Below are 23,665 nucleotides of genomic sequence, written 5' to 3'. Positions count from 1 at the left end.
GCCATGTACCGCCGGACAGCGCGGCGTCAGTGATGTGCTGTCGCTCCATTTACAGGAGCGATGTATGTCCACCGATTCAGACGTTTCGACCGTAACCGGGCGCCCCCTCAAACCTGCGGCGTCCGAGAGCCTCCACGCACCCTGGCTCGAATCCGTGATGCCGCATTGGCTGATTCAGGCGCCGGTGCACAGGAAAACCGAGCTCAAGCAGGCGCAGACAATGTTCCCGCGCTGGTACACGCAAGCGACGCCGGCCCAGCGTCAGGTGGTCAATACCAGCTACAGGATGAGTTTTATTGCTCAGACGAGGCTGGACCGCTCCATGTCCACCTTCAAAGACATCGAAACCTTCGCCCGGCCGCTCCTGGCGCAGGCGCTGAAACACCGCTATCAGGTCGCCGTGGATCTGGATAACACGCTGTTGTGCCTCAGGCGGCCGATACGCGCTGGCATTCTCGGCGAGGAAATCGGCTCATTCGAGGCATTGACGCTGCCGATGCTCCAGGCCGCGTTGCACAACTTCGAAAGTGATGAGTGTGCTTATGGCGCCTTTCACAGCAGCTCTGGCTTCGCAACCGCAACCGCCGTAAAAGGTGCCCTCAAGGCTGTTCCGGTGAATGTGTCGGTCAGGAACTACCTGAACCTGTGCCGCGAACTGGATATCGGTGCCCGGTACCAGGCTTATCTGACAAGGTTTTTCCATCCGGTCGATCCGGCCGCGGAAGCGAAGTTGCGCCGGCACTTCATCGCCAGTCAGAAAACGGCCATGCGCGCGGCAGCCGAACGCGCACTGTTGACCAAGGATATTCAACCTGAAGATCACGCGATGATCCTCGCGGTGATCAACGGCGAAAGGCACCCGCGAATCGGCGGCAAGCAGGTGTGGTTTCAAGACCTGGGCTTGATGCGGCACCGGCTGGTCGGATGTGTGGTGTTCAAGATCGCGCAAAAGTATGGCCCGGTGGACGCGGTAATTCTGTACGTCCCCAACGATCCGGAACACCCGCTCAAGCGCTATACCGGCACGCAAATGCAGGACACCTTCAAGCGCCTGCTGAGTGCTCGCGATGCGCAACAGGCGGACAGCACGGCCCCTACGTCCTATCAACGATTCTTCAGTCAGTTCTTCCCATATGAGAAGCGTGCTTATTACTTCAGCCAATTCGTAAAGTCTGCAGACGGCGCATCGGATTGGCTGTCGTCACCGTGGCGCAAAATTCTGCAGACAACGTTGATTTTTGTAGAGATCTGGAAGACTTCACCGAAATATCAAAAAATGGTCCCGGATACCGATCCTTACGTGGCAGTTTCGTTGATGCCGCACCTTCAGGTATATCCGTGGGCGAGGAATAGCGACCTCTGGGCGTACTTGTACGAAAAACATCGTGACAAGGTCATCAATGACGCTCGTGGTCACGCGGTGCCTACCGCCGACGTCGACGCCAAGGCGCGCGATGCCAAGCTGTCCGGGCTGCTGCAATTTGGTCTGCTGGCGCTGAACATGGCGTCCATGTTCGTTCCGGTACTGGGCGAAATCATGCTGGTTGTCATGACGGCCCAGTTGCTCTACGAAACTGTCGAAGGCGTGATCGAGTGGAGCGAGGGGGATAAACACGCCGCCAGGGCACATCTTGTCGACGTTGCTGAAAACCTTGCGCAGATCGGTGCGATGGCCGCCGCAGGAGCAACATTCAATCGGGTGACAGCCGTTAAACCGGAGCCGGTGATCGAAGATCTGCACCCGGTGACGCTGCCTGATGGCAAGAGGCGCCTGTGGCGGCCGACCTTGCGCGGCTATGAACAAGCGCTCATCCCCGGCAAGTTGTCGCGGCCCGACGCGGCGGGGCAGTACCGCGTCGCCGGCACAACCTGGATGCGCCAGGGCGGCAGGCTCTATGAGCAGACGTTTGACCGCTCCAGCGGGCACTGGCGGTTGAAACATCCCACCGATTCTCTGGCTTACCAACCGTTGCTCAGCCATAACGGCCACGGTGCCTGGCGCCTGAGCCTGGAACAGCCCATGGCGTGGGATCGCTTGACCCTGCTGCGACGCACCGGGCACCTCACCGATGGTTACTCCGATGACACCTTGCTGGCGCTGGCCGATATCAGCGGTATCAGCGATGGCGCCCTGCGCAAGATGCATCTGAATCAGTTGCCCCCGCCCCCTGAACTGCGAGACGCCATGCGCCTGTTCGATGCCGATGCACAGGCGAGGCAAATGGTCGAGCAATTGCGCGGAGCCAGGCCCATCGACGAGCACTACCTGTACGCAGTCCCGTTGGTCACCGAGATGCCCCGTTGGCCTGCCGATCGGGTTCTGGAGATGACAGCTGATCCGCATGGAGCAGGGCCGTCCATCCGCTATGGTGCGCAGAATACGCTGCCCGGTTTGGGCCACAAGCCCGCTATCCGCCTGACACGTTCGCAAGTGTTGAACGGGGAAATGCCGGCGCGGATTCTGGCTGCGTTGCAAGAGCAGGAAATCAACTATCTGCTTGGACGAACGGCTGCCCAATTTCGCCCGGCGCGGCCCGATGAGTTCGGCAAACAACTCGCCGAGTACGCCTATACGCGTCAACCGGCGATTTTTGACAGTCTTTATCGGGGTACCGAATCACCGAGTGCGCCCGTGCGCCTGTTGCAGCGTGAATGTCCCGGTCTCAGCGACGTGGCTGCCCAGGATGTGATCGAGCATGCTTCGACGCACGAGCTGGCCCGAATGGATGCGACCGGGCGTTCCCCTTTGAGAATGCTGGAAGAGGCTCGCTGGCATGTCCGCCATGGTCGCCAGGCCCGCGCATTTGCCGGTTTGCACAGCGAAAACCTGGCGTCGGCGGACAGTCGGCGACTGGCTTTGCACGCGCTGGAACAATTGTCTGGCTGGCCGCACTCGCTGCGTGTGGAAGTTCGCGAGGGGAGCGTGACTGGCACCTTGCTCGACAGCATCGGCGAGCCGATGGCGCCGGTTAGACGCTATCTGGTGAAAAACGGACCTTTCTATCAAGCGTTCAATGATCACGCCCAGGCGTTGAACAGAGTCTCGAGGGTCCAGGACAGCTTTTACAGTTCGCTCATGCACGCGTTGCCTGAGGACACACGTTCATCAATCGGATTGTCTGTCGGCAACGCCCATGGTGAGCTGCAACAGAAAATCATCGAATCGGCCCACCTTCATCGAGCCGAAGCTGCGCGATTGCTGTCACCGGCTGCAAAGTGGTTCAAACCGCCGGTACGCGTGGGCGCGCGACTGCTGGGTTATTACGCCAGTGGCCGTGGTACAGGCCTCAATCCGTCCCTCGAATCACGCATTGCGCATCTATACCCCGAGTCGCGCCAGGCACGGGCATTTCTCGCCCGGCAACACGGCCAGAGTGAGGCGCAGATTCAGCTCGAACTGGAATCTCGCCGCCAGGATTGGGACGCGTTGAACGTTGCACTTGAGCGATGGCAGGCAGCGCCGAGTGATAGCCGCACTGCAACGCACAGGGCGCAACTGGCACAGACACTGCGAGAGACATGGCGTAATGGTCCCTTGGAGGGGCAGGCGGCGGAGGCGGCCCGCCTGACAATCCATTGCGACACGCCTTTGCCCGAGCTGAGTACAGGCTTTCCCCACGTGCGCGAACTGGCCATCACCGGCATCGGCATAACCGACGCCAATGCGGACGGGTTTCTGGCGGCGTTCCCGAATGTCACTGATTTATGGCTCGGTGAATTGAGGCGCTATGGCCAGACACCTGTCACCCGACCGCTTAGCACATTGCCGGAGGCGGTTGAGCGGCTGCCCGGGCTGAGACGTCTGCGTTTCTCTACCGATGCGCCATTGCTCTCGGAAAGCTTTGCGCGAAGGCTGGGTGGACTGACTTCACTGGAGGAACTGCGCATCGACTATCACGGATTCGATTCCACCACTTTGCATGGTCTTGACCTGCAATCGCTGACACGACTGCGCAGATTACGCATCGATGCGCCCCACGCGTTATGGCGATGGCCGGCATACGTTGAACGACTTCAGCAGCTCAGACGCCTTGACCTCACGCACACCTTGATCGAAACCTTGCCCGACTCGCTCTACAGCGGCCATGACAGACTCTGGGCCGGGCTATCGCTGGATTGGTCGCGTGTCACCCCAGCGACGTTCCGTCGGGCCTATGAGTTTGTCAGCCGCCGCTCCGGCCCGCGCGGCCACCTGCTCGATGTGCATCAGATGGTCAGTGACTATTGCCGCGCCGAACTCGATAGCATGGCCGTCGCCCCGGATAGCGCCGACCCTTTGCCGCAGGCATTCAATGCGGCTTGGTCAACACCGTCGGCGAGGGTAGCGGCGATCGAGCAGCTTCGGGCCGAACATGAGGCCATCTTCGCCGCGTTTTATCCGCCATCCCCGCGCCAGGGATCACGCTATGCAGCGCCCGCGCGGCGCTGGTCGACAGGGGCCAGCGCGGACCTGTTACATACGCTGAAAAGCAGCTGGCACGGTGCGATTCGTCAGCGCTATGGCCTGGCGACCGACGTTGAGCGCTTTAGCTTCGTCGAGCTGCCCGGTGCCACCACCGGTGTCGAGCTTCCTTCGTTGCCGGCCGGCAGTTTCGCCCATGTGCGCACGCTGCGTCTGGGAGGGCTGAACGTGCCCTCCGGCCAGGCGCGGGATTTTATTCGCGCCTTCAGTCATATCGAAACCCTTGAGCTGGGGGGATGCATGTTCACCGAGCTACCTTTTGCAGCGCAGGCGTTGCCCGCGCTGCGTCGGCTCGACGTGTCGGGTAACAGAATCACGGTGACGGCAATGGTCCAGCGCCAACTCAATGCGCTGCCACAACTGGTACGACTGAACCTGAGCCATAACCCGCTGGGGCGACTCGATGCCACGGCTTTGAGCGGGCTCGAGGCCTTGAATCTGAGATCGACGGATTTGCTGGCCTGGCCCACCGGGGCGGAAACTCTGCCACGGCTGTCATGGCTCGATTTACGAGACAACCGGATCGCGTGCCTGTCGCCGCAAGCGCTGGCGCATCCTGACGCATTGATGAGGACGAATCTGTCGGGCAACGCCTTCAGTGCCGACGGTGAGGCAGCTTTTCACGCGGCGCTGCAGCGCATCGAGCAGCAGCGGGGGTTGGGCCAGGGCACGTTGTCACGCTTCGCCGCAGAGCCGGTGCCAGAGCATTTTCCGCCGTTGGAAACCGGCGGTTCGTTCAGTGATCTGCTCCTGCCACTCCCGCAGCCGGCGCCTGTCAGCTCAGGCGCTTCGGGGCACTTGCAGCGGTTGGCGGTGATCCTCAATCGCGAACGAGCGCAACGCAGTCTGCTGGTGCTGCGAACACGGGCCTTGAATGACGCTCAGATCGATGCGCAGATCAGCCAATGGCATCTGAGCTGCGAGGCGCTGACCCGTCAGTTGAACGATTGGCTCTATACCAGGGAAGTACGAACGAACACTGTCCTGGTCAGTGCGCAAGTGCGTTCGCTGGTGGCCCGGCGAATCAGCGAGACCTGGCGCGACACCCTGACCCGACACCCCGGCGGCGACGGTCTGGAGCTCGAATTGGCAGGATTGCAGACCGGAGAACTGCCGGCGCTTGTGGTGCAGTTTCCGGGCGTGACGACGCTGGATCTGAGCGGTGCAGGAATCACGGCGCGGGGGAGCGCGGGTTTTCTCGACGGTTTTCCCGACCTCGAGACCTTGTATCTGAGTGGTAACGAATTGGGCGCGGTGCCTGCGCCGGTGCTGCACATGCGTCATCTCACCCGCCTGGACATGCAGTATTGCAGCTTGCGCAGTGCGACGAGTGTTTACCCTTTGCTGGGCAACTCGCAGCTGCGCACGCTGGATTTGAGTTACAACGAACTTCGTGTTTTCAATCCGCCCGATTATGGCGTAATCGAGTCTCTGGATCTGCGCTACAACCAACTGAGCGAATGGCCTGACGGAGTGTTGCGGGCGCCCGGGTTGCAGGCCGTGAACCTTAGCGGTAACGCAATCGCGGAAATCCCCACGGCGCTTTTCGATGGTGATCATTCGGGTCTGATCGCAGGCTCGGATCTGTCAGAAAACCGCAATTTGTCGCTTTCTGCATTGCAAGACCTCAGGCGTTACAGCCGCGAGCGCGCCATACCGCATGTGCTGGGCATGACGCGCGCGCAGATTGAGACGATGATCAACCGTCAGGTGTTCGGTGATCTGTTCGGGACTCCCGAAGACGGTGCTCCAACCGATCACGCTGGTGGCGTTGTCGACGATCCCCATGCGCAGGTATTTCCTGCCGAGAAAGTTTTTGATCCAGCCTACGATGTTGCGCCACGCTCACGCGATCCGTGGCTTGTGGACAGCGATCCGCAGTGGGTTGCGCGAAGAACCGAGCTCTGGGCGCAATTGGCGCAAGAGCCGAATCACGAGCGGTTTTTCCAGTTGCTGCGCTTGTTGCTCGATACGCAGGACTACAGGCAGGTGCGAGGCGATCTGACGCAAAGAGTCTGGCGTGTCATGGAGGCCGCTGAGGAAAATACCGAACTGCGGCAGCTGTTGTTTCAGGGCGCCGAGACCCACGGCACCTGTCCGGACGGGCGGATTCTGACATTCAGTGATTTGGAAGTGCGGGTCGCGGTCTATCACCAGTTGCGTGACATTCCGTTGAATCGAATGGCGTCCAGAGGTCGGGCGCTGCTGCGTCTGTCGCGGCAACTGTTTCGCCTGGATCGCGTCGAGACGCTGGCTGAAGCCGCCGGTCTGGGTATGGATCGTGCTGAAGTGCGCCTTAAATATCGTATCGGTTTGACGGGCGGCTGGGGCGACGGTGTCGATTTACCGGGCCAGCCCGCGTCGATGATTTATGACGTTCCGCTGAGTGATGAACTGCTCGAGTACACCCGCGCCTCGATTCTTGAGGCAGAGGGCACCGATGCGCTGTCCGTAAGCATGGCAGAGCGCGACTACTGGATCTCTTACCTGCAAGATCTCCACCCACAAGAGATGGCCGCGGTGGACGTTGCGGTTGATGAGCGACGCCAGCAACTGTGGGACCAGCTCAATCAGCGTCTCGCCCGCAATGAACTGAGTTCCGAAGAATACGACCTTGAGCTGAACAGGTTGGGCAAGGCCATGGACGTGCTGCGCACACAGAAACGCGCCGAGCTGACACGCCGGGTGATCAGCGAGCTGAGCAGCTTCGCTGCGGAATCCGAACAACCCGGCCGCCTGCCACCAACATCCGGTTCCTGAGGGCACCTTGCTGAGGCGGTCCGAGGCAGGACAAGTCACATCCGCTTACCACTGCTGGTTGCGCAATACCCGGATAACGCAGAAGCGATAACGCGACATGGTTTGCTGAGCGCTCCATCAACAAGGAGTGACCATGAGCGCTATTTCCCCAAAACCCGTGTCGACGCAGCCTGCGTCGACCGATCAGCCGGCAGACGCCAGTCGGTCAGTAAAGCTCGTTGCAACGCAAAGCCTGCACGGCGAGTTTCTCGAAGCTTCGATCCCGCAATGGTTGACCGACGCTTCGCCGCAACGGCGCGAAGCCTTCAAGGCGGTTGCGACAGCATTGCCAGCCTGGTATCAGGATGCGACGCCGGCCCAGCGCAAAACCGTGGACGACACGTTCAAGGCCAGTGTCATCGCCCAGAACAGTCTCGACAAGCGCATGGCGAAACTTCAGGACGTCGAGACGTTTGCCCGGCCATTAGTCATCAAAGCGCTGAAAGACAAACACTCGCTGGATATTGATGTCGACAAAACGCTGCTGTGTCTGCGCCGCCCGGTGGAGATGGGTATCCAGCAAATCGAACTGGCCTCATTCGAGGTGCTCAAGCTAACGCTGCTGGAAGCCGCACTGCACAACTTCGAAGCTGGCGAATGCGAAGGGACCTACCATTCGAGCTCAGGTTTTGTGGTGGCAGGGTCCACGGCGCAGACGTTCGACCATGTGAGCATCGGTATTTCGGTCAGCCAGTTTCTGCACCTTTGCCGCGATCTGGATATCGGCCAGCAATACCAGACTTACCTGCAAGGATTCTTTCATCCTGAGGAAACGGTGGCAGAGGCAGTGCTTGCCGAACGCTTCATCGCCGCACAGAAGGCGACGTTGCGCGCTGCGGCCGAGCAGGCGCTGTTGCAAAAGGATATCGAGGCGGCGGATCACGCGATGATCGTCTCGGTGATTGACGGCGAGATGCATCCCTGGATGGGTAAAAAACAGGTCTGGTTCAAGGACCTGGGGTTGATGAAAAAAAGACTCACCGGCTGCGTCGCGTTCGTCATCTGCGAGAAATACCGCTATACCGACGAACTGATTCTCTACATCCCGCACGATCCTGAACATCCGCTCAAGCGCTACACGTTCCAGCAGATGCGCGACGAGCTCAAACGCTTGCTCACTGCACGCGACGCTCTGCAACAGACGGGCGCGGAGCCCACCGCCTACCAGCGCTTTCTCAGCCAGTTCCTGCCTTATGACCAGCGTCCCGAGTATTTCAGCCAGTTCAGGCAAAAGGCGCCTGACTCACCCGGCGATGGCTGGGATCTGCTGCGCTCGCCATGGCTGTCGGTGCTGCAAGGCTTCACCGCCGGCTCGGCGTTCACCCGCATTCAGCAGGTACCGCCCGAACGCCAGGTCAAATGGGAGCCAGTGGCGGACCCTTACATCGCACCGTCCACCCTGGGACGCAAGGGGCAGGGACTTTGGGCTCCCAACGAGGATCTGTGGCAATACCTCTATAGCCAGAACCGCACCAAGCTGATCGATGATGCCCGAAGCCATGCGGTACCGACTGCCGAGGTAGACGCGCGAGCAAGGGACGCCAAACTGGCCCATCTGATGCAACTTGGCATGCTCGGTCTGAACATGGTCTCGATGTTCGTGCCTGTGTTGGGCGAAGTGATGATGGTGGTGATGGCCGGGCAACTGCTCTATGAAACGCTTGAGGGCGCAATCGAATGGGCCGAGGGCGATCGGCGTGCGGCGAAGGATCATTTGATCGATGTGGCGGAAAACCTTGCGCAGATTGCGCTGATGGCCGGTGTGGGCGCCGCAGTAAGGAAAATCTCAAGCGCCAAAGCCGTGCCGGTCATTGAAAATCTGCATCCGGTGAAGTTGCCCAACGGCGAAACCCGGCTGTGGAAACCCGACCTGAGCGCTTACGAGTCGGCTGTCGCACTGCCTGCCAGTCCCGGGCCAAACAGTGCCGGCCAGCACGTGCTTGAGGGTAAAACCTATATTCGCCAGAGCGGCAAGGTCTATGAGCAGTTTTTCGATGAATCGATCGGCAAATGGCGGATCAGCCATCCGACCGACATCAACGCCTGGCAGCCGGTGCTCCACAGCAATGGCAGCGGTGCCTGGCGGCATACTCTGGAACGTCCGCAGGATTGGGATCGTCTGACCCTTTTGCGGCGTATCGGCCATGCAACCGAAGCTTTTTCCGATGCACAGCTGATCAAGGCTGCCGATATCAGCGGTGTCAGTGAAGCCGCGCTGCGCAAGATGCACATTGATTCTTCGCTGCCGCCACCGGAACTGACCCAGGCCATGCGCATGATGCAAGCAGACGGCAACGCGGCACTGGTTGTCGAGCAGTTGCGCGGGACAAAACCGATCGATGAACTGTACCTCTACGCGTTGCCGCTGATCACCGAAATGCCGCGCTGGCCGGAGAACCGGGTGCTGGAAGTCTTCGACGGCGAGCAATTGTCCGGCAAGTTCGTCAGGTATGGCTCCGCGCGGCGGTTTCGCGATGTCGGCGTCAAGCCACCCATTCAGATATCGCGGGCCGATATCTTCAGCGGTGAACTGCCAGCACGTATTCTCGCAGGACTGGACGAGTCAGAAATCACTCGGCTCCTCGGCGAGCAGGGGGCACGCGTGCGCGATGGCCGACCGGCAGAGTTTGGCAAGCAGATCGCCGACTACGCCAACACCCGCCAGCCGGCGATTTACGACAGCATTCATTCGGGGACCGACCCCGTCGATCCGCAGGTTGCGCGCTTGCAGAAGGCCTGCCCGGGACTCAGTGAACCGGCGGCGCAAACGGTGCTGGCACATGGTCGACCCGATGATCTTCAGCGACTCGGCTCAGGGCAACGAGTACCGCTGCGCCTGTTGGAGGAGGCCCGCTGGTACGCGCGGCAAAGTCGACAGGTAGCGGCATATGCCGGTCTGCGCAGCGAAAACGTCGCTTCTGCGGACAGCCGGCGCCTGGCGTTGCACACGCTGGAGCAATTGGCGGGTTGGCCCGACAGCCTTCGCATTGAAGTACGCGAAGGCCACGAAGCCGGCATGCTGCGCGACAGCATCGGCAGTGAAACCGCCAGCGAGAAAAAATACCTGATCAAAACAGGCGTTCAGTTTCAGGCATACAACGAGCGCGGTGAGGCACTCAACAGCCTGCCTCGCAACGGCGACAATTTTTACTCGTCGATCATGCATGCCCTGCCTGATCATGCGCGCCGCAGCCTCGGTGTCCCTGAGGTCGGGCAGTCCGCAGAGTTGCAAGCAAAGATCATCGATCACGCCGACCAGCACCAGGCTGATGCACCCGCGTTGCTGGCGCCTCAGGTCAAGTGGATAAAACCGCCGGTGCGGGTGAACGCTACCTTGATCGGTTATCCCGCCAGTGGACGCGGCGCCGGATTGGCACCGAACCTGCTGGCTCACGTGCAGGATATCTACCCGCAATTGAGCGACGAACAGGCTCGTGGCTTCCTCCTTGACCAGTATCGGGCAGGAAAAAACGACCGGGCCATTTTCGAGCTGTTGCAATCACGTCGGCGTGAGTGGGAACAGCTCAATGCGACGCTGGATGAATGGGCGGGGACAGCGACGGCGGCGCCCTGGGAACGCTCCGGAACAAATTACAAGTTTCGCACCGCGCAAGCGCTGAAAACCTGCTGGCGCAACGCTTTGTCCACTGGGGTCGCGGGTGCCGATCAACTGTCGATTCTCACCTACGATCCTCTGCCAGAGATGACCGTCGACTTTGCTCACGTGCGTGAACTGTCGATTGGCGGCGGAGGTTTGACCGACGCCAACGCCGATGCCTTCCTGAAGCGATTTGCCAATATCGAAAAGTTGTCGCTGGGGGAGCGGGGCAGTCTGTTCGGCACCTACATGGAGCACGAGCAGTCACTGACGACCTTGCCCCTGAGCGTGACCCGCATGTCCGCATTGAAAAAGCTCAAGTTCCGAACGCCAGCGCGGGTGATGGCTGCCGATCTGTCGACAAGATTGCGTAGCCTGACCGCGGTTGAGGAGCTTCATCTCGATTTTCCCGGCGGCGCAGGCAGCCCGCCCGAGCTGGACCTGGCTCCCCTTGAACGACTGAAGAAACTCAAGATTGAAGCGCCGGGCCTGACGCAGTGGCCGGCTTATGTGGAACAACTGCCTGAGCTGGAGCGTCTGGATCTGACGCAAACCGCCATCGCATCCCTTCCACAGACCCTTTATGTCGGGCACGAGAGACTCTGGGCCGGTTTGTCCCTGGACTGGTCGAGGTTCTCCCACGGAGCGTTCAAACCGGCTTACGACTATGTGAAAAACTACATGGGGGAATGGGGGCATCTGGTTGATCTGGACTTGATGGTCCGCCGCTACTGCGCCGGGGAACTGCAGTTTCTGACGGGTGAGGCCGGCCGTCTCAACCCGTTACCTCAGCGCATCATGAGTCTGTGGAACACACCGGAGACCCGACTTGGAGCCGTGGAGATTCTGCGCGTGGAGCACAGCGCAATTTTCCGCCAGTTCTACGAGGCCAGCGCATCCGCAGAGTTGCGTACGGCGACGCCGGCAGCGCGCTGGCAAGCGCCGCCCAATGCCCGGGTGGTTCGTGCACTGGAAAAAAACTGGCGCGCGGCCATACGCCGGCGTTATCGCTTGAACGATGACGTTCGTCCCTTCAATGCTGAGGACTGGATATCCGCCAGCGATCTGGACGACGCCAGCATGTTTGAACTGGTTGACACCGCCTGGGCGCTGGGCGCGGAGTCGGTGAGTGAGCTGCCGCAATTGCCGGCCGGTACGTTTGCTCATGTACAGCGGGTTCGGCTGGACCGCTTGACTGTGCCGGTCGAACAGATCCGCGGCTTTCTCCAGGCGTTCAGTGGCGCCACAAGCCTGGAGGTCACCGCCTGCGGATTGACCGAAGTGCCGGTGCGGCCAGCCGATTTGCCCCGGCTCGCACAGCTGGACCTGTCTTTCAACCGAATCGCCGTGACCCCTCAGGTGCAAAGTCAATTCGACGCGCTGAGCAATCTCGAACATCTCAATGCCCGCCTCAATCGGCTGGACACACTGGACGTTTCTCGCCTGACCGGCCTCAGGACGCTGAACCTCAGCTCAAACGGGCTCAATGTGTGGCCGAAGGGGGCGGAGAACCTGGCGCATTTGCAAGCAATGGATTTGCGGCATAACACCATCGGTTCGCTCCCCGATCACGTGCTTGCCGACAACGCTGTGCTGCTCAAGACCCGGCTGCTGAACAACCGCTTCAGTGTCAGCGGCGAAGCGAGCCTAAAGGCGGCGCAGCGACGTATCGAAATGACCTTGGGTTTGCCCGAAGGGGCGCTGCAACGGTTCGAATCGCAAGCGCCATCGATACCCGCCGGTTCCAGCGGTGCCACGCCTGACACGGCACTCAATCGCGCCGCTCATCTCTTGCCATTGCCATCTGTCTCGGTCATTCAGCAAGGCACCGAGATGCATCGCGCAGTGCTGGAAATCTTTCCGTCACTGTCGCTTGAAAAGGCCCAGGCCAGCGTTGAGCGTTTGCGCACTGAAGGCCTGTCCCCTGAGCAAATGGTCGGCAGACTGAATCAGTGGCGAGCAAGTAACGAGGCGTTGACGCGTGAGTTGAACGGCTGGATCTTCAACCCGGCGCAAGGGGCTGGTGAAGGGGCGTCGTCAACAAGATTCTTTGATGCCTCCAGGATCCGCGCTTGCTGGCGGGACGGGCTCACCGGCCATACCGAATCCGCCGGACGGACGCTGAGCCTGTCAGCGGGCGGCTTGGGTGATTTGCCTGCGCTGTCGAACGTGTTTTCCCATGTGCGGACGCTGGACCTGACCGGGGCTAAATTTTCCGTCGAGAGTTTCAACCTCTTTTGCCCGGCGTTTCCTGAGTTGACCACGCTGACACTCAATGGCACGGGCCTGGCACGCCTGCCGGAAGCTGTCGGCGGTCTGAGCCGGCTCGAACGGCTGGAATTGAGCGGCAATCGCCTGGCCGTGGCGCAATCGGTGTATCAGCACGCGAGCGGGGCGCGGCTGCGCTGGCTCGACCTTAGTCACAATCGGCTGGAAGAATTCAACGCCGCAACCTTCAGCAGTCTGCAAACCCTCAACCTCGGCCAGAACGGCCTGGATTTCTGGCCTGAAGGCGTGCTTGAACTGGCGCATCTGCAAAGGCTGGACCTGTCGGGCAACAACATCATGGTTTTCCCGGACCGGCTGTTGGGCGGCAATCATGAGGCGCTCGTGGCAGGCACCGATCTGTCGGAGAACTCGCTGTCGCTTAACGCATTGGAGCAGATCAGGGACTACAGCGTCGCGCATGGCGGCAGTGAGGTGCTGGGCTACACGCCGGAGTCCTTGCAGCGCTTGATCGCCGAACGTATGAGCGACTCGGAAAGCGATAGCGGATCCGAATCGGATTCGGATCGGGGTTCGGACCCCGACTCCGATAGCGACGATGGTGATGATCCGCGTGGCGGAGGCGGTGGCGGTAGCAGTAGCAGGCCCGTGGATATGCATGCCGGTGTGGAGGCCGCGGAGGTGATTGCCAATCCGGCGCAGGACGTGGCGGCGCCGGCGATGGATATATGGATGACCTATACGCATGCAGATGCGCGTGCAGCGCGGCAAGCGCTATGGCTGCAATTGGCTCGACAGGCCAACCATGAGGCGTTCTTTCATTTGCTCTCGACCTTGCCCGACACCCTGGAATTCAGGTTTGCCGGTGCCGATCTGACCCACCGGGTCTGGCAAGTGATCCAGGCTGCCACGGAAAACGCTGAACTGCGCGAGCTGTTGTTTTTCAACGCCGAAACCCACGGCACGTGCCCCGATGGCCGGATCCTGTCGTTCAGCGAACTGGAGACCCGCGTCTATGAATACAACGCTCTGCGCGACATTCCGCGGCATCGTCAGCTGCAACGCGGCAGAGCGCTGCTTGATCTGACTCGACGGCTGTTTCGCCTGGAAAGGGTGGATCGACTGGCCGAAGCCGCCGCCAGGAACAAGGATCGCGCGGAAGTTCGCCTGCAATACCGCATCGCCATGACACGCGGCTGGCCGGACGACCTGGAGTTGCCGGCGCAACCCGAACACATGTTGTACGCCTCACCGATTCGCGGGCGACGATTGCTCGATGCGCGTGCCTCGGTTCTCGCGGACGAGGCATCACCCATGTTTCTGGAGGATCTGATTGCGCGGGACTACTGGATCCGCTATCTGCAGGATCGCCACGCCGAGGCGTTCGAGGCACTTGAACGCGACGCTACCAGGCGGCACGAAGCGGTCGAGGATGCCTACCCGGACAGAGATAACAGCGATTATCTGGACGCGATGAGGGTGCTTGAAATCGAACTGGCGGATGCGCGTATCGAGAAACTCAAGGCTTTGACTCGCACAGAGCTGGAGAGCCTGGCGTCGCAGGATGCGGGAGCGTCGCCAGCGCCCCCGTCGTCACCGAAACCCGGGCCTTCGTGGCGCCGCGACTGAGTGATCGAGCGGACCTGGGAGCAGGGCACTCCCCAGGTCGGCTCGACTCAGCTGTCGTAACCCAGATTCGGCGCCAGCCAACGCTCGGTCACGCTCAGGTCCTGGCCTTTGCGCGCGGTGTAACTCTGCACCTGATCCTTGTCGATCTTGCCCACGGCAAAGTACTGCGCCTGCGGATGGGCGAAGTACCAGCCGCTGACCGCTGCGGCGGGGAACATTGCGTAGTGTTCGGTGAGGAACACGCCACTGCGCCCGGCGCGCATTTCCGCAGCCTCTGGATCGAGCAGGGTGAACAGCGCGGCTTTCTCGGTGTGATCCGGGCAGGCCGGGTAGCCGGGAGCAGGGCGGATGCCACGGTATTGCTCTTTGATCAGCGCATCGTTGTCGAGGGTTTCATCCTTGGCATAACCCCAGTGCTCTTTTCGCACTTGCTGGTGCAGCCATTCGGCGCAGGCTTCGGCCAAGCGGTCGGCGAGGGCCTTGACCATGATCGAGTTGTAGTCGTCGCCAGCGTCCTGATAAGCCTTAGCCACTTCTTCGGCGCCGATGCCGGCGGTGGTGATAAAGCCGCCGACGTAGTCGGTGACTTCGCTGTCTTTGGGCGCAACGAAGTCGGCGAGGCAGAAGTTCGGCTTGCCGTCGGTCTTGATGATCTGCTGACGCAGGTGATGCAGCTTGGCCAGCGGCTTGCTGTTGTCGTCGTACAGCTCGATGTCGTCTTCGTTGACCTGATTGGCCGGCCAGAAACCGAACACCGCACGGGCGCTGATCAGTTTTTCGTCGATGAGCTTGGCAAGCATTTCCTGCGCGTCCTTGTACAGCGCAGTGGCGGCTTCACCGACCACTTCGTCTTCGAGGATGCGCGGGAACTTGCCGGCCAGATCCCAAGAAATGAAGAACGGTGTCCAGTCGATGTATTCGGCCAGCACTTTCAAATCGATATTGTCGAGCACCTTGCTGCCGGTGAAGGTCGGTTTCACTGGCTGATAATTGGCCCAGTCGAATTGCGGCTTCTTCGCGATCGCGGCGGCGTAGCTCAGGCGTTCGGTACGGGCGCTGCGATTGGACGTACGCTCGCGCACGTCGATGTATTCCAGGCGGGTCTTCTCGACGAACCCGGCCTTGAGTTCCTTGGACAACAACTGAGTCGCCACGCCGACGGCGCGCGAGGCGTCGGTCACGTAAACCACGGCATCGTTGCTGTACTTCGGTTCGATCTTCACCGCGGTGTGCGCTTTCGACGTGGTCGCGCCACCGATCATCAGTGGCAGATGGAAGTCCTGACGCTGCATTTCGCGGGCAACGTGGACCATCTCGTCCAGCGACGGCGTGATCAGGCCGGAGAGGCCGATGATGTCGCATTTTTCTTCTTTGGCGACCTGCAGGATCTTCTCGGCCGGGACCATCACGCCGAGGTCGACGATGTCATAGCCGTTGCAGCCGAGCACCACGCCGACGATGTTCTTGCCGATGTCGTGCACGTCGCCCTTGACCGTAGCCATGAGGATCTTGCCCTTGGCTTCCGGCTTGTCGCCTTTCTCGAGTTCGATGAACGGGATCAGGTGCGCCACGGCCTGCTTCATCACGCGCGCGGATTTCACCACCTGCGGGAGGAACATTTTGCCGGCGCCGAACAGGTCGCCGACGATGTTCATGCCGGACATCAAAGGGCCTTCGATCACCTCGATCGGCCGCGCAAACGACTGGCGGGATTCTTCGGTGTCTTCAACGATGTGCGTGGTGATGCCCTTGACCAGTGCGTGTTCCAGACGCTTGTTGACGTCCCAGTTACGCCACTCTTCGGTCTCGGCTTCCTTGACGCTACCGTCGCCCTTGTACTTGTCGGCGATGGCGAGGAGGGCGTCGGTGCCGTCCGGGGTGCGATTGAGGATCACGTCTTCGACGGCATCGCGCAGCTCGACCGGGATCTGATCGTAGATCTCCAGTTGACCGGCGTTGACGATGCCCATGGTCAGCCCGGCGCGGATCGCGTAGAGCAGGAACACCGAGTGAATCGCCTCACGCACCGGGTTGTTGCCACGGAACGAGAACGACACGTTGGACACGCCGCCGGAGCTCAGCGCATACGGCAGCTCATCGCGGATGTAGGCGCAGGCGTTGATGAAGTCGACGGCGTAGTTGTTGTGCTCTTCGATGCCGGTAGCGACGGCGAAGATGTTCGGGTCGAAGATGATGTCTTCCGGCGGGAAGCCGACTTCGTTGACCAGAATGTCGTAGGAGCGTTTGCAGATCTCTTTCTTGCGCGCTTCGGTGTCGGCCTGGCCGGCTTCGTCGAAGGCCATCACCACCACCGCAGCGCCGTAGCGCTTGCACAACTTGGCGTGATGGATGAACTGCTCGACGCCTTCTTTCATGCTGATCGAGTTGACGATGCCCTTGCCCTGAATGCACTTGAGGCCGGCTTCGATCACTTCCCATTTCGACGAGTCGATCATGATCGGCACCCGCGAGATATCCGGTTCGCCGGCGATCAGATTGAGGAAGGTGACCATGGCCTTCTTCGAATCAAGCATGCCCTCGTCCATGTTGATGTCGATGATCTGCGCGCCGGCCTCGACCTGCTGCAGAGCGACTTCGAGGGCTTCGGTGTAGTTGTCTTCACGGATCAGGCGGGCGAATTTCGCCGAGCCGGTGATGTTGGTGCGCTCGCCAACGTTGACGAACAGCGAGCTGCGATCGATGGTGAACGGCTCCAGACCGGAGAGGCGGCAGGCTTTGGGAATGTCCGGAATTTGACGTGGCGCGTAACCGGCCACGGCTTTGGCGATGGCTTCGATGTGGCCCGGCGTGGTGCCGCAGCAACCGCCGACGATGTTGAGAAAACCGCTCTGGGCGAATTCCTCGATGACTTTGGCGGTTTGCGAGGGCAGTTCGTCGTACTCGCCGAATTCATTCGGCAGGCCGGCGTTCGGGTGCGCGGAAACGTGGGTGCTGGCCTTGTTCGACAGCTCTTCCAGGTACGGGCGCAGTTCGCTGGCGCCGAGGGCGCAGTTCAAACCCACGGAGATCGGCTTGGCGTGGGCCACCGAGTTCCAGAATGCTTCGGTGGTCTGGCCGGACAAGGTACGGCCGGAGGCGTCGGTGATGGTCCCGGAAATCATGATCGGCAATTCGATGTGCAGCTCTTCGAATACACCTTGTACGGCAAAGATCGCCGCTTTGGCGTTGAGGGTGTCGAAGATCGTTTCGATCAGGATCAGGTCGGCGCCGCCCTCGATCAGGCCTTTGGTGGCTTCGGTGTAGTTTTCCACCAGCTCATCGAAGGTGACGTTGCGGTAGCCGGGGTTATTGACGTCGGGCGACAGCGAGCAGGTGCGGCTGGTCGGGCCGAGCACGCCGGCAACGAAGCGCGGCTTGGCCGGGTTTTCGGCGGTCTTGGCGTCGGCAATCTTGCGCGCCAGACGTGCGCCTTCTACGTTTAACTCGTACGCCAGCTCTTCCATGCCGTAATCGGCCATGGAAATGCGCGTGGCGTTGAAAGTGTTGGTTTCGAGAATGTCGGCGCCGGCGTCCAGGTAGGCTTTTTCGATGCCGCCGATCACGTCCGGACGGGTGATCACCAGCAGGTCGTTGTTGCCCTTGACGTCGCTCGGCCAGTCCGCGAAGCGCTTGCCGCGATAATCCTGTTCTTCGAGCTTGTAGCTCTGGATCATCGTGCCCATCCCGCCGTCGAGAATCAGGATGCGCTCTTTGAGGGCTTGCTTGAGAGCTTGAAGGCGGACGCTGCGATCGGACATGTGGACTACTCGGAAAGACCATTACGAAGGAGCGGGATCATAGCAAACCTGTGCGCTTTTGGAGCATGTGCAGCTTTTGCATGAATATCGCTCATGTTGGTACGAGCGTCATAACGGTAGAATCGCAGCCTTTTTTTATCATCGAGATCAGCAGCATGCCGCACCGCTTCATCAGTTTATGGTTGCTGGTCCTGAGCGGGAGCGTTGCGGCGCAAGATCCTGCCATTTCTTCTTCAATCTCCTACACCCGGGATATCCAACCGATCTTTACCGAGAAGTGCGTAGCCTGCCATGCCTGCTATGACTCGGCCTGTCAGCTCAATCTCGGCAGTGGTGAAGGCGCCGCCCGTGGCGCGAGCAAGATGCCGGTATATGACGGCGAACGTACCCAGGCAGCACCGACCACGCGCTTGTTTTACGACGCCTTCGGCAAGCGCGCCTGGCAGCAGAAAGACTTCTATTCGGTGCTCGACGCCCAGGGCAGTCAGGCTGCGCTGATGGCACGCATGCTCGAACTCGGCCACAAGACGCCGCTTACGCCGAACGCCAAACTGCCGGAAGAGATTGTTCTTGGGCTCAATCGCAACAATCTATGCGCAATGCCTGCGGAGTTCGACGGATATGCCGGCGCGCACCCGAAAGAGGGCATGCCGCTGGCGGTCACTGGCCTGACCGACCAGCAATACCAGACCCTGCAGCGCTGGCTGGCGTCTGGCGCGCCGATCGACGAGCAGAGCCTGGCGCCGAGTGCCAAAGAGGCCATGCAGATCCTGCAGTGGGAAAACCTGCTCAACGCCCCCGGTGCGCGGCAGAGTCTGGTCGGGCGCTGGCTGTTCGAGCACTGGTATCTGGCGCACATCTATTTCAAGGACGGCGAGCCGGGGCATTATTTCCAGTGGGTGCGGTCGCGTACGCCGAGCGGCCAGCCGATCGACCTGATCGCCACGCGCCGCCCCAACGACGACCCGGGCACGCAGGTGTATTACCGCTTGTGGCCGGTGCAGGGGGTGATCGTGCACAAGACGCACATCACTTATCCGCTGAGCGCAGCCAAAATGGCGCGGATCAAGAGCCTGTTCTACAACGGCAACTGGCAGGTCAATGCGCTGCCGGGTTACGGCCCGCAAAGCCGTGCCAATCCGTTTGCCACTTTCGAAGCGATTCCGGCGCAGGCGCGCTATCAGTTCATGCTCGATAACGCTGAATACTTCGTCCGCACCTTCATTCGCGGCCCGGTGTGCCGTGGGCAGATCGCGACCGACGTGATCCGCGACAACTTCTGGGCGCTGTTCCAGGCGCCGGAACATGATCTCTACATCACCGACCCGAACTACCGTGGCCAGGCTACGCCGCTGCTGGCGATGCCGGGGCAGAACGACGATGTCGGCAGCGTGCTGAGCCTGTGGCGCAACTACCGCGACAAGCGCAACGAATACGAAGCCTTGCGCCGCGACAGCTACGCCGATCTGCCGGCGCCGAGCTGGTCGACGCTGTGGGCCGGCAACGACAACGCCTTGCTGAGCATTTTCCGCCACTTCGACAGCGCTTCGGTGACCAAGGGGCTTATCGGTGAGGTGCCGCAAACCATGTGGCTGTTCGACTATCCACTGCTCGAGCGCACCTACTATCAGCTCGCGGTCAACTTCGACGTGTTCGGCAACGTCTCCCATCAAGCGCAGACTCGCCTGTATTTCGACCTGATCCGTAATGGCGCGGAGCAGAACTTCCTGCGCCTGATGCCCGCCGACTCACGTGAGGATTACCTCAACGATTGGTACCAGGACGGCGGCCAATTCAAGATGTGGCTCGATTACGAGGCCATCGATGACGACAAACCGACCGCATTGACGCTCGACGAGAAAGACCCGAAACACGATTTCGCCATGCAGTTGCTGGCGCGCTACGGTGATCTGAACGCGCGGCCAGACCCTATCAATCGCTGCGACGGCGCTTATTGCTCGCGACCGAATATAGATCCGGCGTTGCAGAACGCCGAGCAGGCCCTGAGCCGTCTGGCCTCGCGACCGGCCGCAGGGTTGAAAGTCATCGACCAGATGCCCGAAGCGACCTTGCTGCGTGTCGAAACCGCCAGCGGCAAGCGCGAGGTCTACAGCGTGCTGCGCAACCGCGCGCACAGCAACGTGGCGTTTCTGCTCGGTGAGTCGCTGCGCTATCAACCGGGTCTCGACACCTTGACGATCTATCCGGGCGTGCTCACCAGTTACCCGAACTTCATGTTCAACGTACCGGCCGAGCAGGTGCCGGCGTTTGTCGATGCGATGGAGAATGCCAAGGATGCCAATCGGTTCGACAAGATCGTCGAGCGCTGGGGCATTCGTCGCAGTCATCCGCAGTTCTGGCTGTATTTTCACGATCTGAGCCAGTACATCCACGAAACCGATCCGGTGGAAGAGGGTGTGCTGGATATGAACCGGTACGAGAACCTTTGAGCATTCGCAGGCATATGCCGGGATTCTTTCCCGACAAAAATACTAGGACTTTGTCAGCCGCGCCGATTGGCGTAAACTGCGCCCAAGCCTGCGAGGAGTTTTTATGACCGCTATTACCATTACCGACGCCGCCCATGATTACCTGGCCGATCTGCTCTCCAAGCAGAACACCCCGGGCATCGGCATCCGTGTCTTCATCACCCAGCCTGGCACCCAGTACGCCGAAACCTGCATTGCCTACTGCAAGCCGGGCGAAGAGAAGCCTGAAGATACCGCGCTGGGGCTGAAAAGCTTCACCGCTTACATCGATTCCTTCAGCGAAGCGTTTCTTGACGACGCCGTTGTCGACTATGCCACCGACCGTATGGGCGGCCAGCTGACCATCAAGGCGCCAAATGCCAAGGTGCCAATGGTCAATGCCGACAGCCCGGTCAACGAGCGCATCAACTACTACCTGCAAACCGAGATCAACCCGGGGCTGGCCAGCCACGGCGGTCAGGTCAGCCTGATCGATGTGGTCGAGGACGGCATTGCCGTGTTGCAGTTCGGTGGCGGTTGCCAGGGCTGCGGCCAGGCCGACGTGACCTTGAAGGAAGGCATCGAGCGCACTCTGCTCGAGCGCATCCCGGAGCTCAAGGGCGTTCGCGACGTGACCGACCACACGCAGAAAGAAAACGCCTACTACTAAGGCGTTCGCTGCGAACATGAAAAACGGCGCCCCGTGAGCGCCGTTTTTTTATGCCTGTGGCTTGATCATGCCCACGCTCCGCGTGGGCATGCAGCCCGGGACGCTCCGCGTTCCACTCACGGTCGGTACAAATGCGCATGCCCGGCGCGATACAACGAAGACTCGCTAAACACTTCACTGCCCAACACCCGCCCGACCAGAATCAGCGCCGTACGCCGAAACCCTTTGGCCTCGACCTTTGCGGCAATGTCCGCCAGTGTACCGACCACCCAGTCCTGATCCGGCCATGTCGCGCGGTGAATCACGGCAATCGGGCAGTCCGCGCCGTAATGCGGCAGCATTTCAACCAAAATCTTTTCCAGATGATTGACCCCCAGATGAATCGCCATGGTCGCGCCATGTTGCGCCAGGCTGGCCAGTTCTTCGCCGGCGGGCATCACGGTCTTGTCGGCATAACGGGTCAGAATCACGCTTTGCGAGATGTCCGGCAGGGTCAACTCGGCGCCGAGCAGCGCGGCGCATGCCGCCGTCGCGGTTACGCCCGGAATGATCTCGAAAGGAATGTTCAGCTCACGCAAGTAGCGGATCTGCTCACCGATCGCGCCGTACAGACTTGGGTCTCCGGAATGAACACGGGCCACATCCTGGCCTTGGGCATGGGCAGTCCTGATCAGATCGATGATCTGTTCCAGATGCAGTTCAGCGCTGTTGACCACGGTGTCGGCCTGATGACCTTCCAGCACCGCTGCGGGTACCAGCGAACCGGCATAAATGATCACCGGGCAGCTGCGAATCAGCCGTTGGCCTTTGACGGTGATGAGTTCCGGGTCGCCGGGGCCGGCGCCGATGAAGTAGACGGTCATCGTTGAATCCTTGTGAAGAGGCGCAGGCACACTGCAGATGAAGCGTGCTCATGATCGATGGCGGGGATTATCGGGATTTTATGCAGCGCCGGCCAATGCCAGCGTGGCCTGCGCATATTTCTGCCGGTGGATCAGCAGTTTCGCCGGCGCCTGAATCAGTTGCTCGGCGAGCGCCAGCGCGGCGCTTTCCGCCACGCCGTAGCAGCCGGTGCGCTCAAAGGCGATCTGCGATTGATGACTGAGGCGCTGTTGATAGGGCGCCAGTTCGGCACTGTTGAAATACTGCAGCGGCAGGTTCAATTGTGTGGCCAGTTCCAGCAACCCCGGTTCGTCGCGCTTGAGGTCGATACTCGCCAAAGCCTTGACCGCTCGCAGCTCGATGCGGTGCGCCTGCAACGCTTGATCGAGTAACGCACGCAACGTACTGGCCGGGCAGCCCCGCTGGCAGCCGAGGCCGACCACGAGGGTCGGCGCTGCGCGGTCATCGGTCATGCCTGATATGGGCCTGCGCTTTTGCGGCGGAACAACCATGCACTGATCAGGCCCAAGGCCAGCCAGAACGCGACGTTGGTCAGCTGCGAAGCGATTTTGAACTGGGTTTCCAGTGCCTCTGGGGCAAGCATCGAATGCACCTGCGGTTGCGGCGCGCCGATCACATGCGGCACGGCGAGAATCGCCACACCGAGAAGCTTCATCAGCCAGTGACGGCTGAAAGCGATCAGTGCCAGGCCGACGGCGGTCGAAGCGGCAGTGCCGATCCACCAGATCTGCCGCGAAGCCAGATCGGCAGCCGCAGTGCCCGGCAATTCAGGTGGCAGGCCCAAGGTCGGCGCGAGAACGAACGTCGCGTAACCGGCCAGACCCCAGAGCAGCCCTTGCGAGGTTTTGGTTGGCGCGCGCAAGGTGTACAGGCCGGCGAGCATCAGGGCGAAACCCACCGCCACCACCAGATTGCCGCCAGTGGTCGAGACCACGCGCTGCCAGCCGTCTTCCGGCTCCCAGGCTTCGCCATCATGGCTGTGGGCGGCGGTGCCGGCAGCGTGTTCGTGAACTTGCGCGACCGGTTCGGATTTCTCGAAGGATTCGGCCTGCAGAATCAGTGGCGATACCCAGAAACTCTGCAGCAGGGTCAGCAGCAGGGCGGCCAGCAAGCCGGTGAAGCCTGCGGTTTGCGCGATACGCTTGATCATCT

General features: G+C 60.8%; 8 protein-coding genes. 4 read left to right on the top strand and 4 right to left on the bottom strand.

Annotated elements, in window-relative coordinates:
- The first annotated feature begins 64 nt into the window (after nucleotides 1–64).
- Both AAEZ10_RS16070 and AAEZ10_RS16065 read left to right on the top strand, forming a co-directional pair.
- A complete protein-coding gene (locus tag AAEZ10_RS16070) occupies nucleotides 65–7,222 on the top strand; it encodes an NEL-type E3 ubiquitin ligase domain-containing protein (RefSeq protein ID WP_350570033.1) in 7,158 nt (2,385 codons plus the stop codon).
- Between the two features lie 133 nt (nucleotides 7,223–7,355).
- The gene (locus AAEZ10_RS16065) at nucleotides 7,356–14,714 is read left to right on the top strand and encodes a dermonecrotic toxin domain-containing protein (protein ID WP_350570031.1); all 7,359 of its coding nucleotides are present in this window, start codon (nucleotides 7,356–7,358) and stop codon (nucleotides 14,712–14,714) included.
- Between the two features lie 47 nt (nucleotides 14,715–14,761).
- Here the strand turns inward: AAEZ10_RS16065 and metH are convergent, their stop codons facing one another.
- Nucleotides 14,762–18,472 (bottom strand): methionine synthase, encoded by a 3,711-nt coding sequence (gene metH, locus AAEZ10_RS16060; RefSeq protein WP_350570029.1) that lies wholly within the window; start codon nucleotides 18,470–18,472, stop codon nucleotides 14,762–14,764.
- Between the two features lie 155 nt (nucleotides 18,473–18,627).
- On the opposite strand from metH, the gene AAEZ10_RS16055 reads away from it, so the two are divergent.
- Together AAEZ10_RS16055 and nfuA are read left to right on the top strand one after the other, a co-directional pair.
- Entirely contained in the window at nucleotides 18,628–20,922 is a 2,295-nt protein-coding gene (locus AAEZ10_RS16055) for a fatty acid cis/trans isomerase (protein WP_350570027.1), read from the top strand.
- Nucleotides 20,923–21,025: 103 nt separating this feature from the next.
- The gene (gene nfuA / locus AAEZ10_RS16050) at nucleotides 21,026–21,610 is read left to right on the top strand and encodes a Fe-S biogenesis protein NfuA (RefSeq protein WP_003225494.1); all 585 of its coding nucleotides are present in this window, start codon (nucleotides 21,026–21,028) and stop codon (nucleotides 21,608–21,610) included.
- 116 nt (nucleotides 21,611–21,726) lie between these two features.
- Here nfuA and cobM read toward each other — a convergent pair whose 3' ends face one another.
- From cobM to AAEZ10_RS16035, 3 genes are all read right to left on the bottom strand, one after another.
- Nucleotides 21,727–22,473 (bottom strand): precorrin-4 C(11)-methyltransferase, encoded by a 747-nt coding sequence (gene cobM / locus AAEZ10_RS16045; protein ID WP_350570025.1) that lies wholly within the window; start codon nucleotides 22,471–22,473, stop codon nucleotides 21,727–21,729.
- Between the two features lie 78 nt (nucleotides 22,474–22,551).
- Entirely contained in the window at nucleotides 22,552–22,965 is a 414-nt protein-coding gene (locus AAEZ10_RS16040) for a cobalamin biosynthesis protein (protein ID WP_122507089.1), read from the bottom strand.
- A complete protein-coding gene (locus AAEZ10_RS16035; protein ID WP_122751413.1) occupies nucleotides 22,962–23,663 on the bottom strand; it encodes a CbtA family protein in 702 nt (233 codons plus the stop codon). Before AAEZ10_RS16035 ends, AAEZ10_RS16040 begins: the two co-directional genes overlap by 4 nt.
- Nucleotides 23,664–23,665 lie beyond the last annotated feature (2 nt).

Origin of the sequence: Pseudomonas sp. H26/SER47-MNA-CIBAN-0231 (assembly GCF_040310465.1) — a bacterium.
GTDB classification, from domain to species: Bacteria; Pseudomonadota; Gammaproteobacteria; order Pseudomonadales; family Pseudomonadaceae; genus Aquipseudomonas; species Aquipseudomonas atacamensis.
This window is presented reverse-complemented; position numbering and strand designations above follow the sequence as displayed.

Coding starts and splice junctions, on each gene's coding strand:
- AAEZ10_RS16070 (WP_350570033.1), top strand. CDS start 65: ATGTCCACCGATTCAGACGTTTCGACCGTAACCGGGCGCCCCCTCAAA.
- cobM (WP_350570025.1), bottom strand. CDS start 22,473: ATGACCGTCTACTTCATCGGCGCCGGCCCCGGCGACCCGGAACTCATC.
- AAEZ10_RS16040 (WP_122507089.1), bottom strand. CDS start 22,965: ATGACCGATGACCGCGCAGCGCCGACCCTCGTGGTCGGCCTCGGCTGC.
- metH (WP_350570029.1), bottom strand. CDS start 18,472: ATGTCCGATCGCAGCGTCCGCCTTCAAGCTCTCAAGCAAGCCCTCAAA.
- nfuA (WP_003225494.1), top strand. CDS start 21,026: ATGACCGCTATTACCATTACCGACGCCGCCCATGATTACCTGGCCGAT.
- AAEZ10_RS16055 (WP_350570027.1), top strand. CDS start 18,628: ATGCCGCACCGCTTCATCAGTTTATGGTTGCTGGTCCTGAGCGGGAGC.
- AAEZ10_RS16035 (WP_122751413.1), bottom strand. CDS start 23,663: ATGATCAAGCGTATCGCGCAAACCGCAGGCTTCACCGGCTTGCTGGCC.
- AAEZ10_RS16065 (WP_350570031.1), top strand. CDS start 7,356: ATGAGCGCTATTTCCCCAAAACCCGTGTCGACGCAGCCTGCGTCGACC.